The organism is Paracoccus fistulariae (assembly GCF_028553785.1).
In the GTDB taxonomy this organism is placed as follows: Bacteria; Pseudomonadota; Alphaproteobacteria; order Rhodobacterales; family Rhodobacteraceae; genus Paracoccus; species Paracoccus fistulariae.
The window spans coordinates 1,125,756-1,147,277 of sequence record NZ_CP067136.1 but is presented as its reverse complement, the minus strand read 5'-3'; the positions used below and the strand labels follow the sequence as shown (position 1 = coordinate 1,147,277).

The following is a 21,522-nucleotide window of genomic DNA, read 5'->3' as shown; positions in this document are numbered from 1 at the left end:
GGTCGAAGGGCTGTGAAATAACAGTGAGGACGACATGGCACAGGCGAGCATCTTCGATATGAATGACAAGCGAAGCGCGGATAAGCAAAAGGCTTTGGACAGCGCATTGGCACAGATTGAGCGGCAGTTCGGCAAGGGCTCGATCATGAAACTGGGCGCCGACAATCCGGTAGCCGAGATCGAGGCGACCTCGACCGGATCCCTGGGGCTGGATATCGCGCTTGGAATCGGCGGTCTGCCGAAAGGGCGCATCATCGAGATATTCGGTCCGGAAAGCTCGGGCAAGACCACGCTGACCCTGCATGCGGTGGCGGAAGAACAGAAGAAAGGCGGCGTTTGCGCCTTTGTCGATGCCGAACATGCGCTGGATCCGCAATATGCCAAGCGTCTGGGCGTCAATCTGGAGGAGCTGCTGATCTCGCAGCCCGATACCGGCGAACAGGCGCTTGAGATCGTTGATACGCTGGTGCGCTCGGGCGCTGTGAATATCGTGGTCGTCGATTCGGTTGCGGCGCTGACGCCGAAATCGGAAATCGAAGGCGATATGGGCGATATGCAGATGGGCAGCCAGGCCCGCCTGATGAGCCAGGCGATGCGCAAGCTGACCGCCAGTATCGGGCGCAGCAATTGCATGGTGATCTTCATCAACCAGATCCGCATGAAGATCGGCGTGATGTTCGGCAACCCCGAAACCACGACCGGCGGCAATGCGCTGAAATTCTATGCCTCGGTCCGTCTGGATATCCGCCGCACCGGCTCGATCAAGGATCGGGACGAAGTGACGGGCAACACCACGCGGGTGAAGGTGGTCAAGAACAAGGTCGCGCCGCCCTTCCGTCAGGTGGAATTCGACATCATGTATGGCGAAGGCATCAGCAAGGTCGGCGAATTGATCGATCTGGGCGTCAAGGCCGGCGTGGTCGAGAAATCGGGCGCCTGGTATTCCTATGGCGATGAGCGGATCGGGCAGGGGCGTGAAAATGCCAAGCAATATCTGCGCGACAATCCCCAGATCGCCATGGCGATCGAGGACAAGATCCGGGCCAGCCATGGGTTGGAATTCGACATCGGCGCCGAAGATGAGGCACTGACCGAAGAGTGATCCCCACGCCAGATGGCAAAATAAAAAAGCGCGAGGGAAATCCCTCGCGCTTTGTCGTTTCCGGGCGCTGCGACCCGATCAGGCAGCCAGCTCTCCATGCGGGTCCAGCACGTATTTCCGCGCCACGCCGCTGTCGAAGCTTTCATATCCCGCAGCAGCCTCATCCAGCGGAATGATCGTCGCATTGACGATATCGGCGATGGGCAGGCGTTCATGCAGGATCGCCTGCATCAGCTGCCGATTATAGCGCAGGACGGGCGTCTGCCCGGTATGGAAGCTTTGCGCCTTGGCCCAGCCAAGCCCGAAGCGCATCGACAGGCTGCCGAATTTGGCCGCGTCATCCACCGCACCCGGATCCTCGGTCACGTAAAGGCCGGGGATGCCGACCGAACCGGCCGCGCGGGTGATCTGCATCATCTGGTTCAGCACGATCGCGGGCTGTTCCCCGCCCGCATGGCCGCGCGCCTCGAAGCCCACGGCGTCGATGGCGGCATCGACCTCGGGCGATCCGGTGATCTGGGCGATCATTTCGGGCAGGTTGTCGCCCTTGGTCAGATCCACCGGCTCGAACCCGACGCGGGCGGCGTGATCCAGACGTTCCTTGTTGAAATCGCCGATCATCACCACGGCCGCGCCCAGGATCCGGGCCGAGGCCGCCGCCGCAAGCCCCACCGGCCCCGCCCCCGCCACATAGACGACAGAGCCGACACCCGCCCCGGCCTTGACCGCGCCATGAAAGCCGGTGGGCAGGATGTCGGACAGCATGGTCAGATCGCGGATCTTCGACAGCGCGCGGTCACGATCCGGAAATTTCAGCAGGTTGAAATCGGCATAGGGCACCATGACATAGCGTGCCTGACCGCCGATCCAGCCGCCCATATCGACATAGCCATAGGCGCCACCCGCGCGCGAGGGGTTCACCGTCAGGCAGACCCCGGTATCCTGTTCGCGGCAGCAGCGGCAGCGTCCGCAGGCGACGTTGAAGGGGACCGAGACGATATCGCCGATCTCCAGCATTTCGACATCGTCGCCCTTCTCGATGACCTCGCCGGTAATCTCGTGACCCAGAACCAGCCCCGGTTCGGCAGTGGTGCGACCGCGCACCATATGCTGGTCAGAGCCGCAGATATTCGTCGAAATCACCTTGAGGATCACGCCATGCCCGATCTTGCGGCCATCGGGGGCCTGCAGCTTTGCATCCTCGATCGTCTGCACCTCGACCTTGCCGGGTCCGATATAGACAACACCTCTGTTACTGGACATGCGATCTTCCCCTCCTGAATGACCGGGCGCGGGCGCCTCTTGCCATGGCCCTATATGCACATACCAAAGGTAGCGGGCATTGGATGGGATGATGGCCTGTTCGCGACAGTCCAGGGGGCGAAAAAGACCTGCGCGAAAGCTGCCATGCACTCTTGGCTTACCCCGCGAATGCGCGCAAGCTGCGTGCCATGACAGGAGGAGAGGACATGCAGCGATTGCATATAGGTCTGGCGCTGACCGCGCTGGCGGCGACACCCGTGGCGGCGCAGGACGGCTATCGTCATGCCGAAGAGCCGATCGGCACTGTCGAGCAGGTCTATAACGGCGATCTGGTGCCGGATCTCGCGGTCAGCACCTTCCGCAATATCGACAGGCTGTTTCCCGCGCGGCGGGTCGCGGCCTCGGACCAGCCCCGCCCGCTGGAGGTTGCAGAGGTCCAGCTTGGGCCGATCCGCGCAGAGATCGGCGACGCCGGCTATGACATGAACGACTTTCTGGCGCTGGATAACGTCACCGGGCTGATCGTGCTGAAGGATGGCAAGGTCGCGTACGAGATCTATCAGCGCGGCAATGGTCCCGATACGCGCTGGATGTCGATGTCGGTGGCAAAGTCGATCACCTCGACGCTGGTCGGTGCCGCGATCAAGGATGGCAGCATCGGCGGGCTGGACGATCAGGTGGTCGATTACGTGCCCGCGCTGAAGGGCAGCGCCTATGACGGCGTGACCGTGGGCCAGATATTGGAGATGTCCTCTGGCGTCCGTTGGGATGAGACCTATACCAACCCGGACTCTGACCGCCGCGCGCTTCTGGCGGCGCAGATCGCGCAGCAGCCCGGCGCGCTGATGGAGGTAATGGCCGCCTTGCCCCGCGCGCATGAGCCGGGGATGCAGCACAACTATTCGACCGGCGAAACCTCGGTCGCGAGTGAGATCGTGATCGGCGCCACCGGCAAGAACCTGTCGGATTATCTGGCCGAGAAGATCTGGCAACCCTATGGCATGGAGGCGGACGCGGCCTGGTGGCTGGACGCGCCCGATGGCAATGAGATCGGCGGCAGCGGCTTGTCGGCAACGCTGCGCGATTTCGCGCGTTTCGGTCAGTTCTTTCTGGATGGCGGCGTGATCGACGGTGAACCGGTCCTGCCCGATGGCTGGACCGAAATGGCCGGGCGGCCGGTCACGCTTGGCGATGGCGAAACGGTCGAATACGGGCTGATGTGGTGGCCGGGCTGGACCGCGCCCTCGAAAGAGGACAAGGCCTATCTGGCCATTGGGATTCAGGGGCAGAACATCTATATCAACCCGGCCAAGAACGTGGTGATCGCGATGACGGCGGCCCAGCCGAAGCCGCTTGGAAAGGAACCTGTCGATCCGCTTGTCATGTTCGACGCCATCACCGCCGCGCTGACCACAGCGGAATAGCGCAGCATTGCGGGTATCCGGTGCGGCCGGTTATCCGCGAAATCGCCTTTACGTGCTGGCGTCGGGGCGGTAACTGTCACCCTCGCCGCAGCGAAGGAACCACCATGCCGAGCGTAAACGATATCCGGTCCACATTTCTGAACTATTACGAAAAGAACGGTCATCGCATCGTCGAATCCAGCCCGCTGGTTCCGCGCAACGATCCGACGCTGATGTTCGCCAATTCAGGCATGGTGCAGTTCAAGAACCTGTTCACCGGGGTCGAAACGCGCGACTATAACCGTGCGACCACGGCGCAGAAATGCGTGCGCGCGGGTGGCAAGCATAACGATCTGGACAATGTCGGCTATACCGCGCGGCACCATACCTTCTTTGAAATGCTGGGCAATTTCAGCTTTGGCGATTACTTCAAGGAACAGGCGATCCCCTATGCCTGGGAATTGCTGACCCGCGATTTCGGCATCCCCAAGGACAAGCTGCTGGTCACCGTCTATCACACGGATGACGAGGCGGCGAATATCTGGAAAAAGGTCGCGGGCCTGCCCGATGACCGCATCATCCGCATTGCCAGCGACGACAATTTCTGGCGCATGGGCCCGACCGGTCCCTGCGGTCCCTGCACCGAGATCTTCTATGATCACGGCGATCACATCTGGGGCGGCCCTCCGGGCAGCGCCGAAGAGGATGGCGACCGCTTCATCGAGATCTGGAATCTGGTCTTCATGCAGTTCGAGCAATTCGAAGATGGCAGCATGCGGGATCTAGCCGCGCAGTCCATCGATACCGGCATGGGCCTGGAACGGATCGCCGCGCTGCTGCAGGGCAAGCACGACAATTACGACACCGATCTGATGCGGGCGCTGATCGAAGCCAGCGCCCATGCCACCAGCAGCGATCCGGACGGCCCGGGCAAGGTCCATCACCGCGTGATCGCGGATCACCTGCGTTCGACCAGCTTCCTGATCGCGGATGGGGTGATGCCCTCGAATGAAGGCCGCGGCTATGTGCTGCGCCGGATCATGCGCCGGGCCATGCGCCATGCCCATATGCTGGGCGCGCAGGATCCGGTGATGTACAAGCTGGTGCCTTCGCTGGTCCATGAAATGGGCGCCGCCTATCCGGAACTGGGCCGGGCGCAGCCGATGATCGAAGAGACGCTTCGCAGCGAAGAAACCCGTTTCCGCCAGACGCTGGATCGCGGCTTGCGCCTGCTGGACGACGAACTGGGCAAACTGCCCGAAGGGGCAAACCTGCCGGGCGAGGCCGCCTTCAAACTCTATGACACCTATGGTTTCCCGCTGGACCTGACGCAGGATGCCCTGCGCGAAAAGGGCCGCGCCGTCGATGTCGGCGGCTTCGACACCGCCATGGCCGAACAGAAGGCCAAGGCCCGCGCCGCATGGGCGGGCAGCGGCGAAACGCAGGACGCGACCATCTGGTACGATCTGGCCGAAAAGCACGGCGTGACCGAGTTTCTGGGCTATGACACCGAAGAGGCCGAGGGCCAGATCATGTCGCTGGTCAAGGACGGCGCCGAACTGAACGAGGCCAAGGAAGGCGATCAGATCCAGATCGTCGTGAACCAGTCGCCCTTCTATGCGGAATCGGGTGGTCAGGTGGGCGATACCGGCCTGATCAAGACCGAAACCGGCGCGGCACGGGTGACGGATACCAAGAAGATCGCGGGCGTCTTCGTGCATCTGGCCGAGGTCACGCTGGGGACGATCAGCCGCGGGCAGGGGGCGCAGCTCTCGGTCGATCACGAGCGTCGCGGCATGATCCGCGCCAACCACTCGGCCACGCATCTGCTGCACGAGGCGCTGCGCCGCACGCTGGGCGAACATGTCGCGCAGCGGGGCAGCCTGAACGCGCCCGACCGGCTGCGTTTCGATTTCAGCCATAACCACGCCGTCAAGGCCGATGAACTGGCCCGGATCGAGGCCGAGGTGAATGATTTCATCCGCCAGAACGCGCCAGTGGAAACCCGGATCATGACGCCCGACGACGCGCGCGGTCTGGGCGCGCAGGCGCTGTTCGGCGAAAAATATGGCGATGAGGTGCGCGTCGTGTCGATGGGTCGTCAGGCCAATTCGGGCAAGGGCGCCGATGGCCAGACCTATTCGCTGGAACTGTGCGGGGGCACCCATGTTGCGCGAACGGGCGATATCGGGGCTTTTGCATTGCTGGGCGACGGGGCGTCCTCGGCCGGGGTGCGCCGGATCGAGGCGCTGACCGGGCAGGCGGCGCTGGATCATCTGCGCCAATCCGACAGCCAGCTTGCGGAAATCGCGGGCCTGCTGAAGGCGCAGGCGGGCGATGTGGTCAACAAGGTTCGCGCGCTGGCCGATGAGCGCAAGGCGCTGGCCAATGAGGTCGCGCAGCTGAAGCGGCAATTGGCCATGGGCAGCGGCGGCGGTGCCGAGGCGAAAGAGATCGGCGGCGTGAAGTTCATCGCCCGCAAGGTCGATGGCGTGTCCGGCAAGGAACTGGGCGCGCTGGTCGATGAGATGAAGGCGCAGCTTGGCAGCGGTGCCGTGCTGCTGCTGGCCGAGGCCGATGGCAAGGCGACCGTCGCGGCGGGCGTGACCGGCGATCTGACCTCGCGCATCAGCGCGGTGACGTTGGTTCAGGCCGCGACGGTGGCGCTTGGCGGCAAGGGTGGCGGCGGACGTCCCGACCGTGCCCAGGGCGGGGCGCCCAGCCTTGCCGCAGCCGATACCGCCTTTGCCGAGGTCGAAAAACTGATCGGAGAAACCGCATGACCGCGCTTTGGATTGCCCATGTCGATGTCCATGATGCCGATGCCTATGGCAAATATGCCAAGGCCGCCGGTCCCGCCATTGCCGCCCATGGTGGCGTGTTTCTGGCGCGCGGCGGGCGATATCAGCAGATGGAAGGGAAGGACCGGCCCCGCAATGTCGTGGCCCGTTTCCCCAGTTTCGACGACGCCGTGGCCTGCTATAACAGTGCGGAATATCAGGCCGCGCTGGAATTCGCCAAAGGCGCCTCTGACCGGGATCTGGTGATTGTCGAGGAAACACCGCCCTCTGAATAGGCTGTTTTCTTAAAACTTTCATGCTATCTTCGGCGCAATAAGCCGTTGTTGAAAAGGGGCAGGTTATGTGTCGTTGGGCCGCCTATGTGGGCCAGCCTATTTTTCTGGAAGATATTGTTTCGCGACCGGCGCATTCCCTGATCCGCCAAAGCCAAAGCGCACAGCGCTGCCTTACCCCGGTCAATGCTGATGGCTTCGGCATCGCCTGGTACGGCGAACGGGAAGAGCCCGGACTTTATCGTGACGTCATGCCCGCCTGGTCCGACCCCAATCTGCGCTGTTTGGTTCAGCAGGTCCGGTCGGGCCTGTTCATGGCGCATGTCCGCGCCTCGACCGGGACCGCCACCAGCCGCAACAATTGCCATCCCTTCGCCGTCGGCAAGTGGAGCTTCATGCATAACGGCCAGTTCGGCGGCTATGACGAATTCCGCCGCGATGCGGATCTGATGATCCCTGATGATCTTTACGCCCATCGCAAGGGCGCGACCGACAGCGAGGCGCTGTTCCTGATCGCCCTGGGCGAGGGGCTGGACTGCGATCCCAAGGGGGCGATGGAACGCGCCGTCGCACGGATGAGCGATCTGTCCGAGCGTCGCGGCAGCGCGCCGCATGTCCGCATCGCCTGTGCCTTTTCGGACGGGCGGCGGCTTTATGCGATCCGTCACGCCAGCGATGAACATGCGCCCAGCCTGTATCACCGCTGGTCGGCCAGCCGGAATGGCCGCGCCGTGGTGTCAGAGCCGCTGGAAGATGATCAGGACGATTGGCAGGAGCTTCCCTCGGGCAGCTTCTGCATCTTTGATCAGGACCGCGTCACGATCGAGGATTTTCGCCCGGCCGCAATGACCCGCGCGGCATAGGGTCAGCTTGCCGCCGGTTTTTCCGCGCTGTCGGGGCTGCTATTGGCGGGCGCGGCGTCGCGGGCGCTGTCTGCGGCCTTGAAGGGATATTCGGTCTTGGCATCCGTCTGCACCGCCGCCGGGGCAGGGCGCCGAAAGACCAGCAGATTGTGATAGACCGTGCTGCGGCCCGTCAGGCCCGAGCGTTCCTCGCTGGGCAGCACATCGGCGCGGACATATTCCCACCCATCGCCGGCCATCCGGTTCAGCTCTGCCGTCAGGGTGGTTGCATAGCGATCGGCGGGCGTCTTGGCGTCCTTGTCCTTTTCGCTGCGACTGGGGGCCGGGATAACCGAATATTCGTAATGCATCGCCTGGGTCCTGATTTGGGGTCAGGTAATCTGTAAAGCCTTTGCCGTGACGATGAAAGTGGCAGGCCCAGGAACTTCGCGCGGCATTCCGGCGCGTTGCCGGGCAGGCGCGACCCCGGCGGATCGCGCCGTTTCGCCTTAGCTGCCCAGCTTTTTCGCGACCAGATCGTTCACAGCCGCCGGGTTGGCCTTGCCGCCGGTGGCCTTCAAAACCTGACCGACAAACCAGCCCGCCAGTTTCGGGTTCTGCTTGGCCTTCTCGACCTGAGCCGGGTTTTCGGCAATGATCTTGTCCACAGCCGCCTCGATGGCGCCCAGATCCGTGACCTGCTTCATGCCGCGCGCCTCGACGATTTCCGCCGGGTCGCCGCCTTCGGTCCAGACGATCTCGAACAGGTCCTTGGCGATCTTGCCGGAAATGTCGCCCTTGGCGATCAGGTCGATGATGCCGCCCAGCTGCGCGGCGCTGATGGGCGAGGTCTCGACCGTCAGATCCTCTTTGTTCAGACGACCGAACAATTCGTTGATGACCCAGTTCGCGGCCATCTTGCCGTCGCGGCCTGCCGCCACGGCTTCGAAGTAATCGGCATTCTCGACCTCGGCGGTCAGCACGCCTGCATCATATTCCGACAGGCCCAGATCCTTGACGAAGCGGGCTTTCTTGGCGTCGGGCAGTTCGGGCATCGTGGCCGCAATCCCATCCACCCAGGCCTGCTCGATTTCCAGCGGCATCAGGTCGGGATCGGGGAAATAGCGGTAATCATGCGCCTCTTCCTTGCTGCGCATGGACCGGGTTTCGCCTTTGTCCGGATCGTAAAGCCGGGTTTCCTGCGTCACGCTGCCGCCATCTTCGATAATCGCGATCTGGCGGCGCGCCTCGTAATCGATGGCCTGCTGGATGAAACGCAGAGAGTTCATGTTCTTGATCTCGCAACGCGTACCCAGATGGCCGAAATCGCCGGTTTCCTGATATTTCTCATAGGCGCCGGGCGGGCAGACGCTGACATTCACATCGGCGCGCAGATTGCCGTTTTGCATATTGCCGTCGCAGGTGCCCAGATAGCGCATGATCTGGCGCAGCTTGCTGACATAGGCGGCGGCCTCCTCGGGGCCACGGATATCGGGGCGGCTGACGATCTCCATCAGCGCGACGCCGGTGCGGTTCAGGTCCACGAAGGACATGTTCGGATCCATGTCGTGGATCGACTTGCCGGCATCCTGTTCCAGGTGGATTCGTTCGATCCGGACCTTGCGGGCCACGCCCGGACCCATATCGACCAGCACTTCGCCTTCGCCGACGATGGGATGATAAAGCTGGCTGATCTGATAGCCCTGCGGCAGATCGGGATAGAAATAGTTCTTGCGGTCGAAGGCGCTGCGCAGGTTGATCGCGGCGCTGATGCCCAGACCGGTCTTGACCGCCTGTGCGACGCAGAATTCATTGATCACCGGCAGCATGCCGGGCATGGCTGCATCCACGAAGGCCACATTGCTGTTCGGTTCCGCCCCGAAGGTGGTCGAGGCGCCCGAAAACAGCTTGGCGTTCGAGGAGACCTGCGCATGGACCTCCAGCCCGATGACCAGTTCCCAGTCACCTTTTGCACCAGCAATGGTCTTGGGTTGCGGGGCGGTAAAGGAAAGGTGGTCAAGCATCTGCGTCCTCGGCATGCAAATCGGCGTTGGCGGGTCTTTTAGGCCAGCGCGCGGGCGATGTCACGCCTTGCCGCGATGTCGTGGCAAATCCTGTCCGCGCCGCCGCCCGATCGCCGGTTTCGCCACAAATCAACACAAGATTTTGTGCGCCGGCCGGTGTCGCGCCTGCATGTCGCGCATCATCGGCGGGTTTCCGTTGCCCTGACCTTGGGGCTTGGCGTGAAATTGCCGATTGAAATCGCCACGCTTGCAAGATTTTTCAACCCGGCTACAGCCAATGGCCAAGTGCAACAACATGATGAGGCGACGATGCGCGCTGCGCTGATGCCCCTGGCCGCTCTGGCGATGCTGGCCGCTTGCGAGACGACATCCACCCAAGCGCCTGCCCCCCAACCCGAGGCGCAGGCACGGCAGATGGCCCTGGCCCAGAACCCGCCGATGAGATGGTCACAGCGCAATGGCGCGGATGCATGGACGAAGGCGACCCTGACGGCACTGGACCGGGAAGGGGTGGCGATCATGTCGCGCGTGCCATCCGATATCGACGCCTATTGCCCCAATTATCCGCAGCTGACACAGACCGGACGCCGGGCGTTCTGGGCGGGCCTTTTGTCGGCTTTGGCCAAGCATGAAAGCACCTATAATCCCAAGGCCAGCGGCGGCGGTGGGCGCTGGCTGGGCCTGATGCAGATCGCGCCGGCGACCTGGCGCAACTATGGCTGTGACGGGAATATCAAGAACGGCGGCGACAATATGGCCTGCGCGGTCAAGATCATGTCGCGGCAGGTCGGGCGCGACAATGCCGTGGCCCGCAGCGACGGGCACTGGCGCGGCGTCGCCCGCGACTGGGCGCCCATGCGCAACCCCAAAAAGCGTGCCGATATCGCGGCATGGACCAGCAGCCAAAGCTATTGCCAGCCGAAAGAGGGCTGAGCCACAGGTCAACGAGGGGCGGAAAGGCGGGGCAAAGCACCCCGCCTTCTTTCGTTCAGCGCAGCGCCGTCAGGATGCGCGCCCAGGAGCGCGCGCCCTTGGCAAAGCTTTCGACGTTATATTTCTCATTCGGGGAATGAATGCGGTCGTCGTCGCGGCCAAAGCCGATCAGCATCGAATCCATGCCCAGAATTTCCTTGAAATCACCGGCAATCGGGATCGACCCGCCCGCGCCGATATAGGCGGCGTCGCGGCCCCATTCGCTGGTCAGCGCCTCTTTGGCCGCGCCGAAGGCCTGATCCGAGGTGTCCATTACGCTGGCCCGGCTGCCGCCATGAGGGTGGAACTCTGCCCGGCAATCCTGCGGAACGAAGCTTTCGACATGGGCGCGGAAGGCCTGCCGGATCCGCTCGGGATCCTGTTTGCCGGTCAGGCGGAAACTGACCTTGGCGCGGGCCTGTGCGGGCAGCACGGTCTTGAACCCGTCGCCCGCATAGCCGCCTGCGATGCCGTTGATCTCGGCCGTTGGCTGGTTCCACACCATTTCCAGCGGCGTGCGCCCCTTTTCCCCGATGGGCGTTTTCAGCCCGACCCGGCCCAGAAAATCCGCCGCATCGAAATTCAGCGCCTCCCAATCCTTGCGCAGGGCGTCGGGCAATTCCTCGACCCCGTCATAAAAGCCCTCCAGCGTCACGCGGCCATTGTCATCCTTCAGCGCCGCCAGCGCCCGCGACAGGATCATGATGGGATTGGCCGCCAGCCCGCCAAAGCTGCCCGAATGCAGATCGCGGTCGGCGCCGTGAATGACGACCTCTTCCCCGACCAGACCGCGCAATTGCGTCGTGATCGCGGGTCGCCCATCCGCATACATGCCCGTGTCGCAGATCATCGCCAGAGAGGCGCGCAGATCCTCGGCATGATCCTGCAGGAAAGGACGAAGCGAGGGCGAACCCGATTCCTCTTCCCCCTCGAACAGCAGGATCAGATCCGAGGGTAGGGCGCCGTGAACCTCTTTCCAGGCGCGGAACGCCTCGACAAAGGTCATCAACTGCCCCTTGTCATCCGCCGCGCCCCGGCCCCGGATGACCTTGCCCTGCGGCGTGTCCTGAATTTCGGGCTGGAAGGGCGGCTTGTCCCACAAATCCAGCGGATCGACGGGCTGCACGTCGTAATGGCCGTAAAACAGCAGCGGCCGGGCATCGCCGGGCTGCGAACGCGCGACGACCATCGGATGGCCAGGCGTGTCGTGGATATCGGCGTCAAAGCCCAGCGACGTCAATTCATCGCGCAGCCATTCCGCAGCGTCACGAACATCGCCCTTATGCGCCGGATCGGTCGAGATCGAGGGGATCGCCAGAAAGGTCAAAAGCCGCTGCATTGCCTGCTCCAACCCGCTGTCCAGCCGGGCCAAAATCTGTTCCAGCTTGTCTGAATCTGCCATGTCTGCTCCGTTTTCCCGAGTAATTTTATAGGTTTTTGCCGCGGAACTTGCGCCCGCCTGCGACAATTTCGCCCTGTCAATTCAACGCTGAAGGCTGTAACAACGAGGGGCCGTGCGTGATCGGACAATGATCGCACCCAGCCAGCTATGCAAGGGAACGCCAGCAAATGAATTACGATGCTGCATTGGATCAGGCCATTAGCCGTTTGCACGATGAAGGACGCTACCGCACCTTTATCGATATCGAACGCACGAAGGGTCAGTATCCGCATGCGGTCTGGACGCGACCGGACGGCGGAAAGCAGAATATCACCGTCTGGTGCGGCAATGATTACCTGGGCATGGGGCAGAACCCCGTGGTGCTGGACGCAATGCACGAGGCGCTGGACGCTGTCGGCTCTGGCTCGGGCGGGACGCGCAATATATCTGGCACGACGATCTATCACAACCTGCTGGAGGCCGAGCTTGCCGACCTGCATGGCAAAGAGGCCGCCTTGGTCTTTTCCAGCGCCTATATCGCCAATGACGCGACGCTCTCGACCCTGCCGAAGCTGTTTCCGGGGCTGATCATCTATTCCGATGCGCTGAACCATGCCTCGATGATCGAGGGGATCAAGCGCAATGGCGGCGCCAAGCGGATCTTCCGTCACAATGATGTCGCCCATCTGCGCGAATTGCTGGAGGCCGATGACCCGGCTGCGCCAAAGCTGATCGCCTTCGAATCGATCTATTCCATGGATGGCGATTTCGGCCCGATTGCCGAGCTCTGCGATCTGGCCGATGAATTTGGCGCCCTGACCTATCTGGACGAAGTGCATGCCGTGGGCATGTACGGCCCGCGCGGCGGCGGTGTGTCCGAGCGGGACAAGGTGGCCCATCGCATCGACATCATCAACGGCACGCTGGGCAAGGCCTATGGCGTCTTTGGCGGCTATATCGCGGGCAGCGCCCGGATGTGCGATGCGATCCGGTCCTATGCGCCCGGCTTCATCTTCACCACCTCGCTGCCGCCTGCGGTGGCGGCGGGGGCGGCGGCCTCGATCCGGTTCCTGAAATCCGAGCAGGGACAGAAGCTGCGCGAGACGCATCAGCTGAACGCGCGTATTCTTAAAATGCGGCTGAAATCGCTTGGGATGCCGATCATCGATCATGGCAGCCATATCGTGCCGGTCCATGTCGGCCATCCGGTGCATTGCAAGGCGCTGTCCGATATGCTGCTGCGCGATTACGGCATCTATGTGCAGCCGATCAACTTCCCCACCGTGCCACGCGGCACCGAACGTCTGCGGTTCACCCCGTCCCCCGTGCATGATCCGAAGCAAATTGACCATTTGGTTCGCGCAATGGATGCATTGTGGTCGCATTGCGCATTGAATCGCTCAGAATTGAGCGCTTAGCCAAAACGACGGGTGAACTGCTCTCGCCTCCGTGATAACATATGGTTAATGAAAACAGGGTAACGTCCGATTCGGTCGGGACCTATTGCGGGCGATGAGGCAACTGAAAATGAGCAGGCTGCGGGCTGATTACCCGGCAGAGGAGATTGTGCAGGTGGAGGAAGTAGAACATTTCCTCGACGACGAGACGCGTCTTGGTGACATCATGCGTGGAGAGCGTGCGACAATGGGCAAGTCGCTGCTGGACGTCCAGCGCGAATTGCGCATCCGGGCGTCCTATGTCGCGGCGATTGAAAATTGCGATATTACCGCCTTCGACGCCCCCAGTTTCATCGCCGGCTATGTTCGATCCTATGCCCGCTATCTGGGCATGGATTCGGATTGGACCTTCCGCCGCTTCTGCGTTGAATCCGGATTTCAGCCGACACATGGCATGGCGCCCTCTGCCTCGGGCCCGAAACCCGTGCGTCGCCCCTCGGATCCGGCGGAGGCGCTGGCCAATCCCCATGCCCTGTTTCTGCCGCAGCGGGAAAGCTTCTGGTCCAGTATCGAACCGCGCGCGATCGGTGCCATTCTGGTGCTGGTTCTGCTGGTGGGCGGTCTGGGCTATGGCGGCTGGACGGTCCTGCAAGAGGTGCAGCGCGTGACGTTGAGCCCGGGTGAAGATTCGCCCGAGGTTGCCACCGCGCTGGATCCGACCGAGGCCGCTGGCATGGCCGGTCCCGCCTTGGATACCAGCGACAGCAGTGAGATTGCGCAGACCCTGCCGCAGCGCGAGTCGCTGGACCGGCTGTATCGCCCTCAGATCCTTGAAGCGCCGGTCCTGATTTCGCGCGACGGTCCGATTGCCTCGATCGATCCGGGCCTGTCTGTGGCCCTGGCCGGCCCCGAGACGGTAACGGATGTGGCCGGAAACCCCGGACTGTCCGATTCCGTTCAGGCCGCGATTCAGACCGCGCTGAACAACTCCAATGGCAGTGGCCCGATGGATTACGGCCCGCAACAGCCGATCCAGACCGCGATGACGGTCGCCGCCGATGCGCCGCCGCTGGAACTGCTGGCCGCGCGCCCGGCCTGGGTGCGTGTGACGGCCAGCGATGGCACCGTGCTGCTGGAAAAGATCATGGATGCGGGCGAACGCTTCACGCTGCCCAATCTGGAACAGGCACCGCTGCTGCGCACGGGGAATTCCGGCGCCGTCTATTTCGCCGTCAATGGCCGCACCTATGGCCCTGCCGCGCCCGGTCCGCAGGTGGTCAAGAATGTCGAACTGTCGCAGGATAACCTGACCGCGACCTACACGCTGGCCGATCTGAACGCGGATCCCGAGCTGGCTCAGATGGTGGCGATGGCGCAGGCGCCGGTGGGGATGACCGACGGTCCGGTGACGGAATAACCAATCGCGATCAGACCTAAAGGCCGGTGACTGCACCGGCCTTTGTCATGTCAGCCCTTTGTGATGTCAGCGCCCCCAGGTTCGCTCAAGCAGGTTGATCCAGTTATCGCAGGCGATCTTGCGGATCAGATCCTCGCCATAGCCATGCGCCGCCATCGCCTCCAGCAGACGTGGCAGGGCCGAGACCTCGGCCAGATCCTCGGGCATCAGCGCGCCATCGAAATCTGACCCAAGCGCCACGCCATCCTCGCCCAGAAAGCCCAGCAGATGGTCCAGATGCCGCAGCATCACATCCAGATCTTCCAGCGGCAGGCGCTTGCCATCCTCGCGCAGGAAGCTTGAGGCGAAGTTCAGTCCCACCAGCCCCCGGCTTTCCGCGATGACCTGCAATTGCCGGTCGGTCAGATTGCGGCTGCTTTGGCTGATCGCATGCACGCAGCTGTGGCTGGCAACCAAGGGCGCATCCGACAGGCGGGCAACATCGTTGAACCCGGCCTCATTCAGATGCGACAGGTCGATCATCACGCGCAGCTGATTGCATTCCCGCACCAGGGCCTTGCCCAGATCGGTCAGCGGACCGCCGGTATCGGGGCTGCTGGGAAAGGCAAAGGGCACGCCCTCGCCATAGCGCGTCGGGCGCGACCAGACCGGTCCCAGCGAGCGCAGTCCCGCCGCATGCCACAGATGCAGGGCATCCATGTCGCGGATCGCCTCGACCCCCTCCATATGCATGATTGCCGCGATCCGGCCGGCGGCGATGCTGTCGCGGATCTGCTGCGCGGTCTGGACGATATCCAGCGTGCCGGCCCGCTCCAGCATGCGCAGGGCAACGGCCTGGGCGAAGGCGTGGGGCAGGGCCTGATCATGCGGGATTTCGGCAGGCAGGGGCATGTTGAAGGGCGGGTTCTGCATCTGCCTGACCGCCGCCTCATCATTCGGCCCGGCGGGCGACGGCACCCAAATCGCGAAAAAGCCGCCGACAAACCCCCCGGCCTTCGCACGCGGCAGGTCGATATGCCCGGTCCCGTCGCCCTCCAGCCAGACCTGCCTGCCATTTTTTCCCGCCGCGACAACGCGCTGGATAAAATCGTTATGGCCATCAAATACCGGGATCATCGCCTGCTCCTGTCCGTTGCGTCCCGCGAACCATGCACCCAGATGCGCGGCGCGGCAATGCCGTCACGCATCACTTTGCAGATCGTGGTTTTCGACATAGGCTGATCACATCTGCATCGCCAGAAGGAGGCCAGCCATGCCAGATATCCGCCCCGATTTCGACGGTCAGACCGTGATCACCACATTCGAGGTGACCCCGGGCAGCGCGCATGACGTGCTGGAATTGCTGACCGATGCCTGGGATCAGGTGATCCGGCGCCGCGAGGGGTTTGTCTCGGGCGCGATTCATCTGAATGATGCGCAGACCCGGATCGCCACCTATTCGCAATGGCGCGACCGCAAGGATTATCAGGCCATGCTGCGCAGCGATGAAATGCGCCGCCGGAACCGCGAAATCCATGGCATGTGCAAAAGTTTCGAGCCGGTCATGTATGAGGTGCAGTCGGTTTTCCGTGACTGATGCTGCAACTGCAAAAAGCCCGTGCAAATGCGCTGCCGCATCGCTAACGTCACGACATAGTGACGCGAAGGAGGGGCAATGGCGGGAAAGATCATCACGATCGCCCAGCAAAAGGGCGGCTCGGGCAAAACGACGATGGCCATCAATCTGGCGGTCAGCCTGCATCAGCGGGGCCATTCCGTCGCGCTGATCGACACCGATCCGCAGGGCAGCATGGGCCGCTGGTTCATCGAGCGGATGCAGGCGCAGGGCGAGGATGAGGCGATGGATTTCTCGACCTCATCGGCCTGGGGGGCCAGCTACGAATCCGAAAAGCTGAAGCGGCGCTTTGATTACGTCATCATCGACACGCCGCCCAAGATCGACAGCGACCTGCGCCCGGCGCTGCGGGTGGCCGATCTGGTTCTGGTGCCGGTGGCCACAAGCCATGTCGATCTGTGGGCGACCGAGGGCGTTCTGGACCTTGCACGGCGCGAGAAAGCCTCGGTTCTGCTGGTGCTGAACCGGGTTCGCCCGAATACGAGATTGTCGGCGGAAGTCTCTGAAAAAGCATCTGAACTTGGCGTTGATGTGGCCGAGGTTCAGGTCGCCAACCGCGTCGCCTATGCCGAGACGCTGGGCCTTGGTCTGGGCGTGGTCGAGCGTGCCAAAAGCGGTGCGGCCCGGGATGAGGTCGCCGCCCTGACCGATGAGGTTCTGGCTGCCATCGGCTAGGGTTGAACCGGCAGGATCGCGGGGCCGTCGGGCGTGTCGATGCGCCGGATGCGGATGGCAAAGGCGCGGTGCAGCAGCGCATCGGTCAGCACCTCATCCGGCGGTCCATCGGCCAGCACCTGCCTTTCCGCCAGCAGCACTAGCCGCGTGCAATAGCGTGCCGCCAGCGCCAGATCATGGACCGAGGCCAGCACGCCACGCCCCTCGCGCGCCAGATCGCGAAACAGCGCCATGCAGGCCAGTTGCTGCGCCGGATCCAGCCCGGCGGCGGGCTCATCGGCCAGCAGCAGCGGCGTATCCTGCGCCAAGGCCCGCGCGATCAGGGCGCGGTTCTGTTCCCCGCCTGACAGGCGCAGAGCCGTGCGTTTGCGGAAATCCTGCAGGCCCAGCCGGTCGATGGCGCGGTCAATTGCTGCCAGATCCGCCGGGCCACGCCCGCCACCCGGCCAGGGGATACGTCCAAGCGCGACCAGATCCTCGACGCTGACCGGCCAGGCGATGTCTCGGGTCTGCGGCAGATAGGCGGCGGCGCGGGCGCGATCCGCCGCCGACATCTGCGCCAGATTAGAGCGGCCCTCATGGGGCAGAAGGCCGAGCGCGGCCTCCATCAATGTCGATTTTCCGGCGCCATTCGGGCCGATCAGCCCGACAAATTCGCCCGCCGCCAGCGACAGCGACACGCCGTGCAGAATGGGACGATTGCGGCGGGTGACGGCGATATCGGTCAGCGATAGCAGCATCAGCCGCGCCCTCCGCTGCGAGTTTTCCAGATCAGGTGCAGAAACAGCGGCGCCCCGACCAGCGCCGTCAGGACGCCCAGTTTCAGGTCGCGATCCGGCAGGATCAGCCGCACCGCGATATCGGCGGCCAGCAGCAGGATCGCGCCGCCAAGGGCCGAGGCCAGCAGCAGCGCCGAAGGCCGTGCCCCGACCCAGGGGCGCAGCACATGCGGCACCACCAGACCGACAAAGCCGATGGCCCCCGCCACAGCCGTCGCAGGCCCCACGATCAGCGCGACCCCGGCCACCAGCCGCAGCCGCAATCCGGTGGCCGAGACGCCCATGGCGCTGGCGGCGGCCTCGCCCAGCGTCAGCGCGTTCAGGCCTTGCCCGGTGGACCAGATCAGCGCCGCGCCCAGCAGCATCGGCGGCAGCGCCAAAAGCACATGCTGCAAGGATCGATCCGCCAGCGATCCCATCAGCCAGAAGATGATCTCGTTCGCGGCATAGGGGTTGGGCGACAGGTTCAGCACCAGCGCGGTCCCCGCCCCGGCAAGCGCCGAGATCGCGACGCCCGCAAGGATCAGCGTCACCGACCCGCCGCGCGGCCCGGCCAGCAGCATCAGCAGGCCGACCCCGACAGCCGCGCCGATCAGCGCCGCGACCGGCAGCGCCATCGCAGCCACCGTCGCCAGCCCGGTCTGGATCGCGATCACCGCAAACAGCGCCGCCATGCCCGAAACGCCGATCAGCCCCGGCTCGGCCAGCGGGTTGCGCAGATAGCCCTGCATGGCCGCACCGCTGAGGCCAAGCCCCGCGCCGATCACCAGCCCCAGCAGGGCGCGCGGCAGGCGGATTTCGCGCATCACGATCGGCACCGGCCCGTCGCCGACAAGGATCAGCGCCTGCAGCCCCTGCCAGCCGCCAATGCCCGCAGGCCCGGTCAGCAGCGAGGCCAGAAACAGCAGCAGCGCGCCCAGCGACAGCCATGCGAAAAGCGGCCTCATTGCAGCGACCCGATGGCGCGCAGCACGAAGGGCGTGCCGCAGACCCAGTCGGCATCGGTGACCTCGACCATCGAAGGGGTTAGGCGCGCCAGCACCGGATGGTCCAGAATGGATTCGCTGCGCGACTGGCCGGGCCATTTCGCGCCGGTGATCAGCCGGTCCGGTCTGGACATGACCAGCACCTCCAGCGGCAGGGCCGAGGTGCCCGCAATGCCGTAATCCTGCGCGATATTGCGATAGCCCGCCGCGTCGAGGATCACCCCCGCCAGCGTATCCCGCCCCGAGGTGATGCCATTGGCATAATACAGCGCCGCCCGCCCGCGATCGGCCTTGGCCGTCACCTGCGCCAGCCCGCTGTCGAAATCGTCCAGCACCTGCCGGGCCGTCTGTTGCTGTTCCAGCAACGCGCCCATCGTCACGATCTGGTCGCGGATCGCCGCGATGCTGTCGGCGGGTTGCAGCACCTCGACCCGGATGCCCAGCCGCCGCAGCATCGCCACCGTCGGTCCCGAGGCATAGGCCCCCGCGATCACCAGATCCGGCCGCATGAGATAGATTTCCTCGGCCCGGCCATGATTGGGGCGAAACCCGGCGGCGGTTTCGGCCATGGGTGACATGCGCGGATCCTGCGCCAGATCGCTGACCGAGATCAGCTGACCGGGCGCCGCCAGCATCATGGCAAGCTGATCGGTGCAAAGGTTCATCGACACCACGCGTGCGGGCGCGGCCAGCGTCTGGGCGGCCACCAGCATGGACGCCGCCCAGATCGCAATGCCCTTAAAACGAGGCACGGATCCCCGCATAGAACGCCCGGTCCGAGGTGCCATAGCCGTTCACAAGCTGATATTCCTCGTCAAAGAGGTTCTCGATCCGCAGATAGACCTCGGCATCCTCGCGCAGAGGATGGGTGATCAGCAGATCGGCAACGGTGTAATCCTCCATATCCTGCGGGCGATCCGCGACATAGCGCAGGTTGAAGGCGGCCGTGGTGCCGGTGGCAAAGCTGCCCTCGATCCCCAGGTTCAGCGTATGGGCGGGCACCTCGGCCCAGTTCGAAGCTACCTCATTATCCACATAGGTATAGGACCCGCTGACGGCGTAGCCCGCGCCGAAGGCATAGCGGCCGTCAAGCTCGCCCCCCTTGCGGCGGGCATCGCCCTCGACCTGCACGTACCATCCGTTCGTACATGCCTCAGGAAAATCAAAACCGATCAGGTTCGTGGCCTTCAGCCAGAAGGCGGTGGCCCGCAGATAGCTGTCCTCGCCCCATTGCTTTTCGATGCCAAGCTCGGCGCTGCGGCTTTCCTCGCGCTGCAGCGTGTCATCGCCATAGGGGCCGTAAAGCTCGTAAAGCGAGGGTGCGCGAAAGCCATTGCCCAGCGAGGCGCGCAGGAACAGATCCTCGCGCAGGCGATAGACCGCAGCAACCCGGCCCGAGGTGAAATCGCCGAATTGCGAATGATTGTCATGGCGCAGCGACAGCGACAGATCGGCCTGCGTGCCCAGAGGTGTGTCGGTTTCGATGAAGATGCCATTGGTGCGGGTATCGCCATTGCCTTCGGCCGTTTCCTTCTCGGAATCCGCGCCAAAGATCAGCCGCCCGCCATCCGCGCCCAGATCGGTTGCGCCCTGCCAGGACAGCTTGTTGCGCGCGCCGATGAATTCCGTCGGGAAGCTGTTGCCATAGCTGGTGCGGTCCAGACGATAGCGGGTCAGGGTTACGGTATTGTCCACCGCGCCCGTCCGGAATTCGGCAAAGCCGCGAAGGCCAAAGCTTTTGCGATCCGTGTAATCATCGCCGGTTGACCCGATCACATCGCCGCCGAAATCGTCGAAATCGCCGGTGCTGTCTTCCCAGAAGCCGTTCAGGCCCAGCAGCGTGCCGTTTTCCAGCTCATGCGCGGCATAGAAGCTGAGGCGGGTGGCGTCATAGCCGTCATCCTCGAAATTGCCGTCATTTTCATCCAGCGCCGAAAATCCGTCCGTGTCGATCCGTGTCGCGGTGAAGGCCAGATCCGTCGCCACGCCGCGCCAGGTCAGGCCATAGCTGGCCAGCCAGGAATTATAGCTGCCGGCCTCGACCGTGGCCTGTTGCTGCAAGCCGTTTTCGGTCGGGCGCGCCGATTGCAGCGTCAGAACGCCAGAGATCGCGCGCGAACCGTAAAGCGCCGATTGCGCCCCGCGCAGCAATTCGCCGCGCATGACATCCGCGCCGATCAGCCCGCCCGTGTCGTAGGACGGCTGGCCCGCCGCCGCGTCCGAAACCTCGATCCCGTCGATGACCACGGGCAGGTAATGGCTGGGCGCGCCGCGCAGGACGACCGATCCGGTGGTGCCCAACGGGCCGCTTTGCCGGATGGTCACGCCGGGCAGGCGGGACAGGGTTTTCGTCAGCGGCTCGCCCGCGCGCCCATCCAGATCCTGAGGGGAGATGACCGAGACGGAACTGCCGCTGCGATCCAGATCCGTCGCCTCGCGGTTGGCGGTCAGGGTGATTGGATCCAGCAGATAGGGGTCCTGCGGATCCTGCGCCAGGGCGGGCAGGGCAGTGGTCAGGCTCAGCGCAAGGCTGCTGGTGAAATATCGGGTCATCTGGCGCATCGGCTCGTTTTCCCTCCTTGGCCCGGTCGGG

General features: G+C 63.7%; 19 protein-coding genes. 10 read left to right on the top strand and 9 right to left on the bottom strand.

The features are described 5' to 3' along the window. The first annotated feature begins 34 nt into the window (after positions 1-34). Entirely contained in the window at positions 35-1,102 is a 1,068-nt protein-coding gene (recA, locus tag JHX87_RS05685; protein ID WP_271883080.1) for a recombinase RecA, read from the top strand. Between the two features lie 78 nt (positions 1,103-1,180). Here the strand turns inward: recA and fdhA are convergent, their stop codons facing one another. Next, positions 1,181-2,365: a formaldehyde dehydrogenase, glutathione-independent gene (gene fdhA, locus JHX87_RS05680; protein ID WP_271883078.1), complete on the bottom strand. Its 1,185-nt coding sequence runs from the start codon at positions 2,363-2,365 to the stop codon at positions 1,181-1,183. A 206-nt stretch (positions 2,366-2,571) separates the two neighbouring features. On the opposite strand from fdhA, the gene JHX87_RS05675 reads away from it, so the two are divergent. The 4 genes from JHX87_RS05675 to JHX87_RS05660 all read left to right on the top strand — a co-directional run bounded on the left by JHX87_RS05675 (position 2,572) and on the right by JHX87_RS05660 (position 7,704). Further along, positions 2,572-3,789, top strand: coding sequence for a serine hydrolase domain-containing protein (locus JHX87_RS05675; RefSeq protein ID WP_271883076.1), 1,218 nt, complete (start codon positions 2,572-2,574; stop codon positions 3,787-3,789). A 104-nt stretch (positions 3,790-3,893) separates the two neighbouring features. Next, positions 3,894-6,551, top strand: a complete 2,658-nt coding sequence (gene alaS / locus JHX87_RS05670) for an alanine--tRNA ligase (protein WP_271883074.1) — start codon at positions 3,894-3,896, stop codon at positions 6,549-6,551. After that, positions 6,548-6,844, top strand: coding sequence for a DUF1330 domain-containing protein (locus JHX87_RS05665; RefSeq protein WP_271883072.1), 297 nt, complete (start codon positions 6,548-6,550; stop codon positions 6,842-6,844). The genes alaS and JHX87_RS05665 overlap by 4 nt, the downstream gene beginning before the upstream one ends. A gap of 65 nt (positions 6,845-6,909) precedes the next feature. Then, positions 6,910-7,704, top strand: coding sequence for a class II glutamine amidotransferase (locus JHX87_RS05660; RefSeq protein ID WP_271883070.1), 795 nt, complete (start codon positions 6,910-6,912; stop codon positions 7,702-7,704). Positions 7,705-7,706: 2 nt separating this feature from the next. On the opposite strand, the gene JHX87_RS05655 is transcribed toward JHX87_RS05660, so the two are convergent. Further along, positions 7,707-8,054: a DUF4177 domain-containing protein gene (locus JHX87_RS05655; protein ID WP_271883068.1), complete on the bottom strand. Its 348-nt coding sequence runs from the start codon at positions 8,052-8,054 to the stop codon at positions 7,707-7,709. 138 nt (positions 8,055-8,192) lie between these two features. Then, a complete protein-coding gene (gene gatB, locus JHX87_RS05650) occupies positions 8,193-9,707 on the bottom strand; it encodes an Asp-tRNA(Asn)/Glu-tRNA(Gln) amidotransferase subunit GatB (RefSeq protein ID WP_271883066.1) in 1,515 nt (504 codons plus the stop codon). Positions 9,708-10,016: 309 nt separating this feature from the next. Between gatB and JHX87_RS05645 the strand changes: the two genes are divergently transcribed. Next, positions 10,017-10,640 (top strand): transglycosylase SLT domain-containing protein, encoded by a 624-nt coding sequence (locus JHX87_RS05645; protein ID WP_271883064.1) that lies wholly within the window; start codon positions 10,017-10,019, stop codon positions 10,638-10,640. A gap of 55 nt (positions 10,641-10,695) precedes the next feature. Here JHX87_RS05645 and JHX87_RS05640 read toward each other — a convergent pair whose 3' ends face one another. Then, positions 10,696-12,081 carry a M20/M25/M40 family metallo-hydrolase gene (locus JHX87_RS05640; protein ID WP_271883062.1) on the bottom strand — a complete coding sequence of 462 codons (1,386 nt, stop codon included), beginning with the start codon at positions 12,079-12,081 and terminating at the stop codon, positions 10,696-10,698. A 167-nt stretch (positions 12,082-12,248) separates the two neighbouring features. Here JHX87_RS05640 and hemA point away from each other — a divergent pair, with 167 nt between their 5' ends. Beyond that, entirely contained in the window at positions 12,249-13,478 is a 1,230-nt protein-coding gene (hemA, locus tag JHX87_RS05635) for a 5-aminolevulinate synthase (protein ID WP_271883059.1), read from the top strand. 109 nt (positions 13,479-13,587) lie between these two features. After that, entirely contained in the window at positions 13,588-14,874 is a 1,287-nt protein-coding gene (locus JHX87_RS05630) for a helix-turn-helix domain-containing protein (protein WP_271883057.1), read from the top strand. A 66-nt stretch (positions 14,875-14,940) separates the two neighbouring features. On the opposite strand, the gene JHX87_RS05625 is transcribed toward JHX87_RS05630, so the two are convergent. Next, the gene (locus tag JHX87_RS05625; RefSeq protein WP_271883055.1) at positions 14,941-15,990 is read right to left on the bottom strand and encodes a dipeptidase; all 1,050 of its coding nucleotides are present in this window, start codon (positions 15,988-15,990) and stop codon (positions 14,941-14,943) included. A 136-nt stretch (positions 15,991-16,126) separates the two neighbouring features. Here JHX87_RS05625 and JHX87_RS05620 point away from each other — a divergent pair, with 136 nt between their 5' ends. Further along, positions 16,127-16,450: an antibiotic biosynthesis monooxygenase family protein gene (locus JHX87_RS05620; RefSeq protein WP_271883053.1), complete on the top strand. Its 324-nt coding sequence runs from the start codon at positions 16,127-16,129 to the stop codon at positions 16,448-16,450. 78 nt (positions 16,451-16,528) lie between these two features. Continuing rightward, a complete protein-coding gene (gene parA / locus JHX87_RS05615) occupies positions 16,529-17,164 on the top strand; it encodes a ParA family partition ATPase (RefSeq protein ID WP_271883051.1) in 636 nt (211 codons plus the stop codon). On the opposite strand, the gene JHX87_RS05610 is transcribed toward parA, so the two are convergent. The 4 genes from JHX87_RS05610 to JHX87_RS05595 are packed head-to-tail and all read right to left on the bottom strand — an operon-like array spanning position 17,161 to position 21,482. Then, the gene (locus JHX87_RS05610; protein ID WP_271883469.1) at positions 17,161-17,907 is read right to left on the bottom strand and encodes an ABC transporter ATP-binding protein; all 747 of its coding nucleotides are present in this window, start codon (positions 17,905-17,907) and stop codon (positions 17,161-17,163) included. The two genes, parA and JHX87_RS05610, sit on opposite strands and share 4 nt — an antisense overlap. Then, complete coding sequence (locus JHX87_RS05605; protein WP_271883049.1) at positions 17,904-18,890, bottom strand: FecCD family ABC transporter permease; 987 nt, start codon at positions 18,888-18,890, stop codon at positions 17,904-17,906. The genes JHX87_RS05610 and JHX87_RS05605 overlap by 4 nt, the downstream gene beginning before the upstream one ends. Next, positions 18,887-19,681 (bottom strand): ABC transporter substrate-binding protein, encoded by a 795-nt coding sequence (locus JHX87_RS05600; protein WP_271883047.1) that lies wholly within the window; start codon positions 19,679-19,681, stop codon positions 18,887-18,889. Before JHX87_RS05600 ends, JHX87_RS05605 begins: the two co-directional genes overlap by 4 nt. Next, entirely contained in the window at positions 19,668-21,482 is a 1,815-nt protein-coding gene (locus JHX87_RS05595; protein WP_272833864.1) for a TonB-dependent receptor plug domain-containing protein, read from the bottom strand. The genes JHX87_RS05600 and JHX87_RS05595 overlap by 14 nt, the downstream gene beginning before the upstream one ends. Positions 21,483-21,522: the final 40 nt, after the last annotated feature.